Raw genomic sequence first — 12,237 nt, forward strand, 5'->3', positions numbered from 1 at the left:
AATGGTTAATTAAATATTTGTTGCAAAATTTTTCGTGTAATTAAATATGTTGGTTTTACACCAGATGTTCCTAATCCGCCTGATGCTAAAGTACTACCTGTTTCTAATGGATTATCACTTGCGTAGTAAGCATATCTCACTTTTACATTGGGATTAATACTTCCTCTTACTTTAGAAGCTGCTTGTATTGCCTTTTGATAGTGCGCTCCTTCCATTTCTAAACCTATCACATTCCATGTTGAATTAAAGAAGAATTTTAAAATCTCTTTGTTTTGAAGCGATGTTCCTAAAACCGTTATCATCGATCCTTCACAAACATGAATTCCTTGATTTTCGAAATCTGATTTTGATAATTCGTTATCAAAAGGATAGTTATCTGCTGTTCCTTCAAATATATGTGCCGACGGAATCATTATATCTCCTTTTCCTCCTTCAAGAATTCCTGCTTTACCCATTATTGAAATTGAATCAACATTAAGGTGTATTTTTTTTCCATTTACTTTAACTGGTTTTAGTAACTCATCAATAGTTTCATAAGCTTGTTCTCCAAAGGCATAATCCATCACAAATAAAACTGGCATTTCAGATTCGTTAACTTTCTTCCCAACCTCAATATCAGTCTTTGAAAAGTCTATTTTAGCTGTATCAAAAATCTGAACATCAATATTAGTGCCTGATGCATCTGGAATATATATCATTCCTCTTTGCAACGCTTCTTTAGTAACTTTATTGCGTAGTGCTTCGTTATCTTTTTGGCTTAATGCTTCATAAACTTCAAAAATATTCTTTTTTACCGCAAAGGCTTTTAATGCCTGTGGAGCAAATAAAGAATTCATAACACCATGCATATTAGCACTTATAACGTGAATTGGTCGTTCTAATAAGTTGTTTTTAAGCAATGCCTCCTTAATGGTGTCTGCCCAAATTTCTCCATGAATATGATGGCCTAAACGCTCTCTTAATACAGGGCTAAAAGTCACTGTTCTTTTGTTGTTGTTTACAACTTCCTCTATTGCTAATTTTCCTAACCAATAAACCAGGTGTAATAATCTGTCTGGCTGATTTGGTAAAGCAAATGCTTTATAAACCTCAGTTAACTCATTAAAAGTTCTTCCTAAAATATTTGCTGTATGAGTAATAGCAATCTCTTTGTCAGTTTGAGATAACTCTCCTTTTGAAAGAACAGCTTTCTCTAGCTTTATCCAATCGCGAGTTGTGGTGCCTTGTTCATCAATTAATACGCGTTTACTTATTTTATGAGATTCAACAAACATAAATGTTAAGTGTGTTAGAATATCATAAATTTCAGATCTACCACGAGTAATCTCAATATTCATTTGCTCGTCGTCAATTCTAAAACAATTACGTCTTCGTTTTGGTGGTATTATGGCTTTAAAATGCGAATTAATATAGCCTTCATCACTGGTAAGATTTATAAATGTACACTCTTCAATACCTTGAGGTAAACGCTCAATTACATAAAGCAAGCCTTCTAATTCGGCTTTTTCTTCTCCAATTGAGCCATAAATTTCTGGTCTTAAAAGCAATAAAGCTTCTCGTAGTGTTTCACCAGAAACTCCCATGGGCTTGTAAAATCCTCGATTAAACAAATGCCTCATTGTAATATACATTCTTTCAATTGCATTTGAACTCTCTTGAGCCCTCGTTCTAGCATGATGTTTTTTGTTACTCATATTTTGTTATTTTAACCTGCAAATATAGTACTATTTAGTTAATTTTAGTTTAGTTAGTGCATCAGCAATGTTTCTATCGTTAGATAAACGCGGTATTTTATTCTGTCCTCCAAGTTTTCCTATAGATTTCATATAATCTTGAAATCCGTTTTTTTTCACTGAAGTAATTACAAGTGGTTGTAATACTTTACCTTTAATTAAATCTAAATAATAGCTATTCTGTTTTTGAAGTGATTTGTCAATGTTTTCAATTATTTGAGGAATATTATTCGGCTCATTTTCAAACTCAATAAACCACTCGTGATAAGGGAGTCCTTCTGAAGGGTTTATTTGAGGAGCAACAGTAAATTCTGATACTTGAATATTCGTATTAGCTAGTGCTTCTTTTAATGCTTGCTCTACTTCCTTACCAATTACGTGTTCACCAAAAGCAGAAATAAAATGTTTAATTCTACCTGAAACTATAACTCTATATGGTTTAACAGATGTAAACTCAACCGTGTCTCCAATATTATATGCCCAAAGCCCTGCACTAGTTGATATAATCATAACATAATTAACTCCAACCTCAACATCCTTTAGTGTCAATCGTTTAGGGCTGCTGTTGAAAAATTCATCAGCTTTTATAAACTCGTAAAAAATACCCGAGTTTAACTGAAGTAACATTCCCTTTTCTTTCTGTTTATCTTGATAAGCAAAAAAGCCTTCACTGGCTGGATATAACTCAATACTATCTACTTTTCTCCCTATTAAACTTTCAAACTTTGCTCTATAAGGTTCATAATTAACACCTCCAAATATGAACAAATTAAAGTTTTTAAATACGTCTCCTACTTTCTTGCCTGTTTTCTGATTAATTCTTTCAAAATACATTTGCACCCAAGAAGGAATTCCAGAGATTACACTCATGTTTTCTGGTAAAGTCTCTTCTACAATGGCTTCTACTTTTGTTTCCCAATCATCAATACAATTGGTTTCCCAAGAAGGCATTCTGTTTTTTTGAAGATATTTTGGAACATAATGAGCTACAATTCCTGATAATCGCCCAAGTTGAACTCCGTTTTTTTCCTCTAGAATAGGACTCCCTTGTAAGAAAATCATCTTTCCGTCAACAAACTTAGCGTTTCCTGTTTCAGCTATATATAGCAGTATAGCATTACGAGCAGCTTCAACATGAGTAGGCATACTCTCTTTTGTTATTGGAATGTATTTAGCTCCTGAAGTTGTTCCTGAAGTTTTTGCGAAATACAGTGGCTTTCCTTTCCAAAGTACATTTTTTTCACCTTCTACAACACGCTCTACATAAGGTTTTAAATCTTCATAATCTCTAACAGGTACTCGCTTCACAAAATCGGCATGAGAATTAATACTTATAAAGTCGTGGTCTTTACCAAACACCGTAGAAGTTGCTTCACTTATTAAATGTTGAAATACTTTTTCTTGAGTTTCAATTGGGTTATTTGCCCATTTTAAAACTGATCTTTTTACTCTTGCTGCAAATGGTTTGGCTAGTGCCGATTTTAGAGATATCATTATTTAAAATCGATAAAATTAGTTGGGTTTACAGGATAACCTTTGCTCCAAAGTTCGAAATGTAGATGCGGACCAGTTGTATATTCACCAGTATTTCCTGCCATAGCTATAACTTCACCTGCTTTTACCAAATCGCCTTGCTGCTTAGTTAATGACGCATTATGCTTATAAACTGAAATAAGCTCATAACTGTGTTCTATAATAACTACATATCCTGTTTCGGCAGTCCATTCAGCAAAAATTACAGTTCCATCTGCAGTGGCTTTAACTGGAGTGTTTTTTGCCACTATAATATCGACAGCATAGTGTTTTTCTTTAACGTTATAAGCTTCAGAAATAGTGCCATTAACTGGTGGAAACAACACAAAGTTTGATGCCGAAATTGCCGACTCAAACAAATTGTATTTATCTTCTTTATCTACTTTATTTCGAAGCAGAGAGTCTTCTTTTGAAGCCGATAGCTTAATTTGAGCTACATCTCTACCTGCGGCCTCTATTATAGAGTCGCGATTAAATTGAACCGTTTTTACATCTCCTGTAAGAACTCTTTTTATAGATGCATAATATTGCTCATTAAGTGCAATTACCTGCTGTAAGGAGTCGGTTTTATAATTGAGTTCTGTAGCTTGTTTTTTTAGTTTTGCAGACGAGTATCCAGGAATAAATTCTCTTAACGATGTAAAAGCAATTAAAAATGTTGTTCCAGCTATAAGCAAAATGCTTGAAAGTGATATTATAACAAAAACGTTTAGTCGGGTGAGTTTTATAGCAAATCGCTCTTCAAACGTATCTTCGTTTAAAATTACTAAGCGATACTTATGAAGTAGCTTTTTAGTAAACTTTTTTTCTTTCTTCTTTTTGGCCATTGTAAAACAAAATTAAATAAAAATAGATCAATTTTTAACGGTATCAATCTAAAGTTTGTTTTTTAACGCACGAATTGAAGTTTAATTATTAAATTTGCAGTTCAAATTAAAACATTATGATATCATTAAGTATATTTTTAGGCGTAGTTGGTCCATGGCAAATTGTAATAATTGTCGTTCTAATTCTTTTATTGTTTGGTGGGAAAAAAATCCCTGAACTTATGAGAGGTTTAGGAAGTGGTATTAAAGAATTTAAAGATGCCAGTAAAGATGATAGTGATAAAAAGCCTTCTGATAAAAAAGAATAAAACATATTTTATCCTATAAAAGCAAAAAGCCAACTAAAATTAGTTGGCTTTTTTTTATTCAAATTTTATAGACTTTATAATCGATTCCATTTCAAAAATATGGTCTCGTTTTTCAATTGAAGGTGAAAAAACATACCCTTCAACTACTAAGTACCTATTGTTTTGTAAATCTTTAATTGCATAGTTTATAAAAGGCCCAGCCATAAACGCATTTTTAACATCCCAAATTCCTTTTGTTTCATAGGTTGGTTTGTTGTCTAAATTTATTTCAAAAAGGTAAGGAGCATAAGATTCTTCAGTAATCATATACGAGCCTTCTACAGGTCCTGGTATGTGTGTTTTTCCAATTGAATCTCTCATTCGAACTATATCTGTTATAGTGCTATCTCCTTCTTTAATTGTGCTTAGAGGCACTTCATAAATCATTAAATCCATTGTTCCTGTTGGGATATCTTTTCGGATCCAAAAAAATTTGTCTTCTTTTTTAGCAATACGGTAAGCAGTTGGAAACTTAATTGATATACCAAAAGCCTTTTTAAGATCAGAATCGTCATGTAACGACAAACTTATTCTGCGTAGTTTCTCTTTAATTTCCTCCTTTTTAAAAACAGAAATTATTTGTTTAGAATTTGATTCGATTTGATCAATAATTTCTTGGTTCGTCTTCCCTGTAACTAAAACTAATGTTTGAGGTTTAGCAAATAAATCTTCACTTATAGCTGTTCCGGCAGGTTTTCCTTTTTCAATTTTTAAAATAATTCTGCTTTTAGTTGCAAACCCACTAAATACTGAAGGAGGTATTTGACTTAATGAAAAAATTGGTTCGTCTTGTGGAAGTCCTTCTAGAGGTGCTGCAAATACAGTTCTTATTTGTTCACCAACATTATCTTCCCATAGTAAATTGTCTACTACAATTGTAAGATTATTTAAGTTTCCTGATGAGTTTGAGATGATTCTTTCGTTTTTAGAGCCTTCTTTACATCCTGCTAAGACTATAAAAATAAATGTGAGTTTTAAGATCGTTTTCATTTAGAGATTTTAAGAGTTGTTCCTACTTTTAGATTTGTACCACTAATATCATTCCAATCTTTAATATTTTGAACAGAAACTCCAGGAAATTTTTTAGAAATACTCCATAACGAATCTCCTTTTTGCACTTTATATGTTTTTGTATTGGTTGTTATTGATGTGTTATTTGATGAGCTTGATGATTTTGTACTTGAGCTGGTTGAACGTCCTCTTTGGTATATTGTAAGGCGTTGACCGACCCTTAAGTTGTTACTTCTAAGTCCATTCCATTTTTTTATATCACTTACTCTTACACCATATTTTCGAGCTACTTTACCTAAATAATCTCCAGACCTGACTTTATAAGTGGTTTTATTTTCTTGCTCAAAAAGTTGAGGCATTGGTTTTTCTCGTTTATCAAACTCAGCCTGTACATAAGCATAAATATCTTTTTCATTAGTAACAAATTTACCAATAGAATGTCTTGGCAGTCTAAGCGTATGATTTTCTCCTTCTACAAATGGAATTATATCTAGTTTGTATGCTGGGTTTAAAAACTGTAACTCTTCAATTGGTAATTCTAAAAGCTCAGAAACTTGATCTAAACTTATAGTTTGTTTCACGTGAATAGTGTCAGTTTCCATATATCTATAGCCAGATACCGCTTTTTTAAATCCATGCTCTTCAGCATATTCAAAAATATACATTGTTGCTAAGAAAGCTGGTAAATATCCTGCTGTTTCACGTGGCAAATGAGGTCTTAAATTCCAATAGTTTTGGTAACCTCCTGAACGACGTATTGCTTTACTTACGTTTCCTGGACCAGAATTGTAAGCCGCTAAAGCTAAATCCCAATCACCAAAAATCTCATATAACTTTGCTAAATATTTACTTGCGGCAACAGTAGATTTTATTGGGTCGCTTCGTTCATCGACATAACTTGTAACATTTAATCCATACATTTTTCCTGTTGGATACATAAATTGCCAAAGACCTGTAGCACCAACTCTAGATTTTGCTCTAGGTTTTAAGGCGGACTCTACAATTGCTAAATATTTTATTTCTAAAGGCACATCCATATTATCCAATTCTTTTTCAAATAATGGGAAATAATATTCGCTCAATGCCATTAAGCGTTGCATTGATGACCTTCTGTTTTTAAGATATGATTTTATAACACTTTCTAACCCTGGATTATATTCAATATTAAAAGGGGTTTTTGCGCTAAGCCTTTGTAAGCGCATCTTTAAGGTGTCAGTCGGTAACTCAGGAAGATCTACAGCTTCAAACCTTATATCGGCTATTGACTCATAAATTGTATCAAACAATGTGTTGCTGTACAATTCTTCAAGCCATTTCTCGTCATATTCTGAAGCTAATTTATTGTCTTCAAGAGTTTTAGCACTTATAGTATCACCAATTGGATTGATAGATTTATTTGGTACTGTATTGCCATCTAAAATAGAATCAATTTTAGCTTGATTTACTTTTTTAGTTTTGTTGGGATTGGGTTGGACTTGTGAAAAGCCCAAAGTGCTGCAAAGCAGAAATCCAAACGTTAGTGTTATAAACCTATGATTCATTTTATATAAAAATTATTTATCTGTGAACGATAATACAACTAAAATCGTACAATTATATTCAAAATGTAGGCTAAAAACAACATTTTAACATAAAAATATGCGTTTCGTCGATAAATAAATGCATTAAATCGATGATTTATTCTTCTATAATTGCAGTAATTCCAGGAAGAGCTTGGCCTTCAAGACTTTCTAACATTGCTCCTCCTCCTGTACTTACATAGCTTACTTTGTCTTCAAAACCAAATTGTTTTACTGCAGCAACTGAGTCTCCTCCGCCTACTAAAGAAAAAGCACCATTTTTGGTAGCTTCGGCTATAGAGTTTCCTAACTCAATGGTTCCTTTTGCAAAGTTTTCCATTTCAAAAACTCCTAAAGGTCCGTTCCAAAGAATAGTTTTGCACTGCAACACAATATCGTGGAACAATTTAATAGTTTCTGATCCAGCGTCTAATCCCATCCATCCATCAGGAATAAAGTTGATTTCAACAGTTTTTTTATTTGCATCATTACTAAATCCATCAGCAATTATGGCATCGACAGGTAAATGAACTTTAACGTTTTTTGCCTTAGCTTGTTTTAATATCTCTAATGCTAACTCCATTTTATCGTCTTCAACTAATGAGTTACCTATTTTACCGCCTTGAGCTTTTATAAAAGTAAAAGTCATTCCACCTCCAATTATTAAATGGTCAACTTTATCTAAAATGTTTTCAATAATTGTAATTTTTGAAGATACTTTTGCTCCACCCAGAATAGCTAAAACAGGCTTTTCACCTGTTTTCATTACTTTATCAATACTTTCAATTTCTTGGGCTAATAATGTTCCAAAACATTTGGCCTTTGGGAAAAATTCTGCAACAATTGTAGTAGAAGCGTGTGCTCTGTGTGCAGTACCAAAAGCATCGTTAACATAAATATCGCCAAGTTTAGAAAGTTGTTTGGCAAAATGTTTATCACCAGCTTCTTCTTCCTTGTGAAAGCGTAAGTTTTCTAGCAATAAAATCTCGCCTGGTTTTAAGTTTTTTGCTGCATTTTCTGCTACTTGACCAATACAATCTGACACAAATATTGTTTCAACACCTATAACATCCTCAATTTTATTAGCAATATGACGAAGCGAAAACTCATCTTGTACTCCTTTTGGTCTTCCTAAATGAGACATTAACACACAGCTTCCACCATCTTCTAAAATTTTAATAATAGTTGGTTTTGCAGCTTCAATTCTAGTCGCATCTGTTACTTCAAATTTATCATTTAAAGGCACGTTAAAATCTACTCTTATTAAAGCTTTTTTATTTTTAAAATTGAAGTCATTTAGGGTTTTCATTTCTTTAGTTTTTTCAAATTTATAGGCAAATGTAACTAATTATAAAGCGATAAAAAATGTGTTTTTCGTGAAAACAATACCACAAATAAAGAATTATATTTTTTATTATAAATAGTTTGAAAGAAACTATAAGAAGCAAATGTTTACTTATATCAAAAATATATATAGTTTTGCCTTATGCTATTTTCAGAAATTTTAGGTCAAGAACATCTTAAAAGTCATTTAACACAAAGCGTTGATAATGGTCGCATATCACATGCTCAATTATTTGTTGGACCTGAAGGCTCTGGAACACTACCAATAGCAATTGCTTATGCTCAGTATATATTATGCCAAAACAAGAATGCTGAAAACACTCAAGGTAATGATGCTTGTAACTTAAAATTTAAAGGATTTTCTCATCCAGATTTACACTTTGCATTTCCTGTTGCTACAAACGATAAAATTAAAAGTCATCCTGTTTCCAGCCATTTTATGGAAGAATGGAGGCAGCTTTTAACTGAACAACCTTACGGAAACCTGTTTGATTGGTACAAAATTTTAGGTGTTGATAATAAACAAGGACAAATTGGTGTTGATGAGGCTTTAGATATTGTAAAGTCTTTGTCTCTAAAATCTTATGAAGGCGGTTATAAAATTATGTTGATTTGGATGGCTGAAAAAATGAATACTTCAGCAGCAAATAAGCTTTTAAAATTAATTGAAGAACCACCAAATAAAACAGTATTTATATTAATTGCTGAAGATGAGGAACAAATTATAAGCACTATTCGCTCACGTTGTCAAGTATTACATTTTCCTCCTTTAGCTGAAAATGTTATTAAAGATGCTTTAATTAAAAACTATCAGCTTGAAGAAGCTGTGGCAATAAAAATTGCTCATCAATCTAATGGAAATTATAATAAGGCTTGTGATCTAGTATATCAAGATTCTGAAGATTTACAGTTTGAAGAATGGTTTGTGTTTTGGATTCGCTCGGCTTTTAAAGCAAAAGGAAACAAAAGCGCAATTCACGATTTAATAAGCTGGAGTGAGCAAATTGCAAAAACAGGTAGAGAAACACAAAAGCAGTTTTTGTTGTTTTGTATCGATTTTTTTAGACAGGCTATGCTGTTTAATTATAATGCTACCGAATTGGTTTATATAGAAACAAAAACGAAAAACTTTAAACTAGAAAATTTTGCTCCTTTTGTTAATGAGGCAAATATTTTAGATATAAGTAATGAACTTCAGGATGCCATTTATCATATTGAGCGCAACGGAAATTCTAAAATTATACTAACCGATTTATCTATAAAATTAACACGTTTACTTCATAAAAAAGCTAGCTAAATGGCCATTATTAATACTTGGTTTGTAGTGATAAACCCAACATCTGGTAATGGTTTAGGTAAACGCAAATGGCCAAAAATAGAGGCTTTACTTAAACAACATCAATTTAACTTTGATCATTACTTTACTAAAGATGAAAATGATTGTAAAAAAATAATACAATTTGCTGTAAATCAAGGTTTTAAAAATTTTATTAGTGTTGGTGGAGACGGAACTTTACACAATGTGGTTAATGGAATTATGTCTCAAAATATTATAGCAACAAATTTAATTAATGTTGGTGTAATTCCTGTTGGGACAGGAAATGATTGGATAAAAACTCATAAAATTCCTAATAATATTGAAAAAGCAATTAATATTATTAAAAAGGGACAAACTTCTTTACAAGATGTTGGTGAAATTAAGCTAGTAAAAAGCAATAAAAAACCAGTATATTTTATAAATCTTGCAGGAATAGGATTTGATGGCTATGTAGTTAGTAAGGTTTATAAATATAAACATTTAGGTGCATTGGCGTATCTTTATGGAACTCTTTTAGGACTTTTCTCATTTAAGAATTTCTTATCAAAAACCACAATTGGTTCTGAGGTTATTGAAGCCAAAACGTTAATGATACTTGTTGGACTTTGTCAATACTCAGGTGGTGGAATGCAGTTAACCAAAACGCCTAACACGTCTGATGGTTTGTTTGATATTTCTATAGCAAAAAACATAGGAAAATTAGATATTATAAAGAATGTTTTAAGGTTATTTAATGGCTCGATCGTTAATCACAAAAAAGTGAGTACATACAAAAATGATATGATTAACATAGAAATAACTGATAATCATAAACCTTATATTCAAGCAGATGGAGAATTAATTGGTAAAGGAGATATTGAGGTTAAAATTATTCCAAAAGCATTTTCATATTATTATTAAATAAAAAAGCGTCATAATTTCTTAAGACGCTTTTATTTATAATATTCAAAAAGACACTAGTCTTTTTTGTAAGCTTTATTTAGTTCTTCTAAGATTACGTTAGTTAAATCTTTTCCTTCTTCGCCATAAAGAACACTTCCAGCTTCATTGCTTCCTAAAATAAAAGAATATCCATTTTTCTTTCCGTAATCTTTAACAAAAGTTCTTACTTCTTTAATTAATGTATCTATTTTAGTTTGTCCTTCTTTAGCTAATTGCTGCTCTTCTGATTGCCATTGTTGTTGGTAAACCTGAAATTGTTGACCAAGCATTTGCATTTTTTCTTGCGATGCTTTTTTAGCAACATTTGGATCTGTAGATTGAATCAAAGCTGCCTCTTGTTGAAAAAGAGTTCTTATACTATCTACTTTTTTATTAAAAGCTGTAGTTTTTTTGTCGAAGTCGCTTTCAATATCTTTTTTCTTTTGGTAATCGTTAATTAATTTACTGTTGTCAATAAATCCTGTTTTCATTTCATTTTTACATGATGCTAACATCAACAATGCGAAAACGACAAATAAAATTTTTTTCATTTTTTTGAGTGTATTATTTTTTTGCAAATGTATGAAAGTAGATGACTATTTTATAGAAAATAATTAACATAGTCATAATTTATTGTTTTAAAAACGTTGATAAGCTTTTTCTATTAAAAACCACCTTCATATAAGCGATTTAAGCGCGTTTTAAAAAAACCTAATGTAATCTGCTGTTTTGCTCTCAACTCATTTAAATTTGAGTTTTAAAATCGTTTTTACTTGTTTTTTACAACATAAATTAACGAAGAATACTCTCCTGAGCGCTTTGCTTTTAAATTTGAATAAAAACCGATCCAAAAAGCCTTAAATGGATTCATAAAACCTGATTTATATTTTTCAGAAAGCAAACTAACATAAAAGGCATCAAATTTCATTGGGAGTGTTTTTTCAACTTTCATGTTTTCTTTTTCAACCAATTTAGAAATTGAGATTCTAGAAAAATGCCAAAGATGTCTAGGAACATCAAAAGCTGCCCAAAAATGCTTGTAATGAACTGCATCATAACTTTTATAATTAGGCACAGCAATTATTAGTGTTCCATTAGGCTTTAATAATGTTTTAAAAACTGAAATATGATTTTCTAATTCTGGCAAATGTTCCAACACATGCCATAACGTAATAACATCAAAACTGTTTTGTTTAAATTTTAATATTTGATCTTCTTTAAAAACAGAGTTGTTAGTTTTTTTATTTGCAACTTCTCTAGCTTCATCATTTGGCTCTGTTCCCGAAACTGTCCAACTATTTTTTATTGCAATTTGTAAAAAATCACCTGTACCACAACCTACATCTAGAAGATGCTTTTCGCCTTTTACAACAGAATTAATTAGCTTTAATTTTCTTTTAAGAGATATAGATTTAACTAAATGATATGCTCTTTCAAACAGATTCCTTTTAGCATCCGTATGAGAAATATAATCTTCGCTTTTATAATAGTCTGGTAATTTTTGTGATGAAGGTTGAGGAAAAGTTTCAAGCATTCCAAGTTCATTATTATATAACAATTGAAAAGTTTCTCCTGAAACAGAATAATCTTTAACTTCTAAATAGGCTTGACTTGATGTTTTACTTGTCACGAATTTACAATTGG

At 31.4% G+C, this 12,237-nt stretch carries 11 protein-coding genes; 3 read left to right on the plus strand and 8 right to left on the minus strand.

Features of this window, described 5'->3' with window-relative positions; translation table 11 throughout:
* Window positions 1–5: 5 nt before the first annotated feature.
* From IEW41_RS06780 to IEW41_RS06790, 3 genes are read right to left on the minus strand one after another with little or no spacing between them, the layout of a single operon-like run.
* The gene (locus tag IEW41_RS06780; protein WP_188605537.1) at window positions 6–1,694 is read right to left on the minus strand and encodes a DUF6909 family protein; all 1,689 of its coding nucleotides are present in this window, start codon (window positions 1,692–1,694) and stop codon (window positions 6–8) included.
* Between the two features lie 30 nt (window positions 1,695–1,724).
* Window positions 1,725–3,227, minus strand: a complete 1,503-nt coding sequence (locus IEW41_RS06785; protein WP_188605538.1) for a GH3 auxin-responsive promoter family protein — start codon at window positions 3,225–3,227, stop codon at window positions 1,725–1,727.
* A complete protein-coding gene (locus tag IEW41_RS06790; protein WP_188605539.1) occupies window positions 3,227–4,093 on the minus strand; it encodes a M23 family metallopeptidase in 867 nt (288 codons plus the stop codon). Before IEW41_RS06790 ends, IEW41_RS06785 begins: the two co-directional genes overlap by 1 nt.
* 116 nt (window positions 4,094–4,209) lie before the next feature.
* On the opposite strand from IEW41_RS06790, the gene tatA reads away from it, so the two are divergent.
* Window positions 4,210–4,401 (plus strand): twin-arginine translocase TatA/TatE family subunit, encoded by a 192-nt coding sequence (gene tatA / locus IEW41_RS06795; RefSeq protein ID WP_188605540.1) that lies wholly within the window; start codon window positions 4,210–4,212, stop codon window positions 4,399–4,401.
* 54 nt (window positions 4,402–4,455) lie between these two features.
* On the opposite strand, the gene IEW41_RS06800 is transcribed toward tatA, so the two are convergent.
* The 3 genes from IEW41_RS06800 to IEW41_RS06810 form a co-directional block, all read right to left on the minus strand.
* Window positions 4,456–5,430 carry a DUF4837 family protein gene (locus tag IEW41_RS06800; protein ID WP_188605541.1) on the minus strand — a complete coding sequence of 325 codons (975 nt, stop codon included), beginning with the start codon at window positions 5,428–5,430 and terminating at the stop codon, window positions 4,456–4,458.
* Window positions 5,427–6,992, minus strand: a complete 1,566-nt coding sequence (locus IEW41_RS06805) for a lytic transglycosylase domain-containing protein (protein ID WP_188605542.1) — start codon at window positions 6,990–6,992, stop codon at window positions 5,427–5,429. Before IEW41_RS06805 ends, IEW41_RS06800 begins: the two co-directional genes overlap by 4 nt.
* A gap of 136 nt (window positions 6,993–7,128) precedes the next feature.
* Window positions 7,129–8,319, minus strand: coding sequence for a phosphoglycerate kinase (locus IEW41_RS06810; protein WP_188605543.1), 1,191 nt, complete (start codon window positions 8,317–8,319; stop codon window positions 7,129–7,131).
* Between the two features lie 177 nt (window positions 8,320–8,496).
* Between IEW41_RS06810 and IEW41_RS06815 the strand changes: the two genes are divergently transcribed.
* Window positions 8,497–9,651, plus strand: a complete 1,155-nt coding sequence (locus IEW41_RS06815) for a DNA polymerase III subunit (RefSeq protein WP_188605544.1) — start codon at window positions 8,497–8,499, stop codon at window positions 9,649–9,651.
* Window positions 9,652–10,572 (plus strand): diacylglycerol/lipid kinase family protein, encoded by a 921-nt coding sequence (locus IEW41_RS06820; protein ID WP_188605545.1) that lies wholly within the window; start codon window positions 9,652–9,654, stop codon window positions 10,570–10,572.
* 56 nt (window positions 10,573–10,628) lie between these two features.
* Here the strand turns inward: IEW41_RS06820 and IEW41_RS06825 are convergent, their stop codons facing one another.
* The gene (locus IEW41_RS06825; protein WP_188605546.1) at window positions 10,629–11,144 is read right to left on the minus strand and encodes an OmpH/Skp family outer membrane protein; all 516 of its coding nucleotides are present in this window, start codon (window positions 11,142–11,144) and stop codon (window positions 10,629–10,631) included.
* A gap of 218 nt (window positions 11,145–11,362) precedes the next feature.
* Window positions 11,363–12,223 carry a class I SAM-dependent methyltransferase gene (locus tag IEW41_RS06830; protein WP_229660185.1) on the minus strand — a complete coding sequence of 287 codons (861 nt, stop codon included), beginning with the start codon at window positions 12,221–12,223 and terminating at the stop codon, window positions 11,363–11,365.
* Window positions 12,224–12,237: the final 14 nt, after the last annotated feature.

The sequence above is a fragment of the Aquaticitalea lipolytica genome, from assembly GCF_014641635.1.
GTDB lineage: Bacteria > Bacteroidota > Bacteroidia > Flavobacteriales > Flavobacteriaceae > Aquaticitalea > Aquaticitalea lipolytica.

Coding starts and splice junctions, on each gene's coding strand:
- IEW41_RS06780 (WP_188605537.1), bottom strand. CDS start 1,694: ATGAGTAACAAAAAACATCATGCTAGAACGAGGGCTCAAGAGAGTTCA.
- IEW41_RS06785 (WP_188605538.1), bottom strand. CDS start 3,227: ATGATATCTCTAAAATCGGCACTAGCCAAACCATTTGCAGCAAGAGTA.
- IEW41_RS06790 (WP_188605539.1), bottom strand. CDS start 4,093: ATGGCCAAAAAGAAGAAAGAAAAAAAGTTTACTAAAAAGCTACTTCAT.
- tatA (WP_188605540.1), top strand. CDS start 4,210: ATGATATCATTAAGTATATTTTTAGGCGTAGTTGGTCCATGGCAAATT.
- IEW41_RS06800 (WP_188605541.1), bottom strand. CDS start 5,430: ATGAAAACGATCTTAAAACTCACATTTATTTTTATAGTCTTAGCAGGA.
- IEW41_RS06805 (WP_188605542.1), bottom strand. CDS start 6,992: ATGAATCATAGGTTTATAACACTAACGTTTGGATTTCTGCTTTGCAGC.
- IEW41_RS06810 (WP_188605543.1), bottom strand. CDS start 8,319: ATGAAAACCCTAAATGACTTCAATTTTAAAAATAAAAAAGCTTTAATA.
- IEW41_RS06815 (WP_188605544.1), top strand. CDS start 8,497: ATGCTATTTTCAGAAATTTTAGGTCAAGAACATCTTAAAAGTCATTTA.
- IEW41_RS06820 (WP_188605545.1), top strand. CDS start 9,652: ATGGCCATTATTAATACTTGGTTTGTAGTGATAAACCCAACATCTGGT.
- IEW41_RS06825 (WP_188605546.1), bottom strand. CDS start 11,144: ATGAAAAAAATTTTATTTGTCGTTTTCGCATTGTTGATGTTAGCATCA.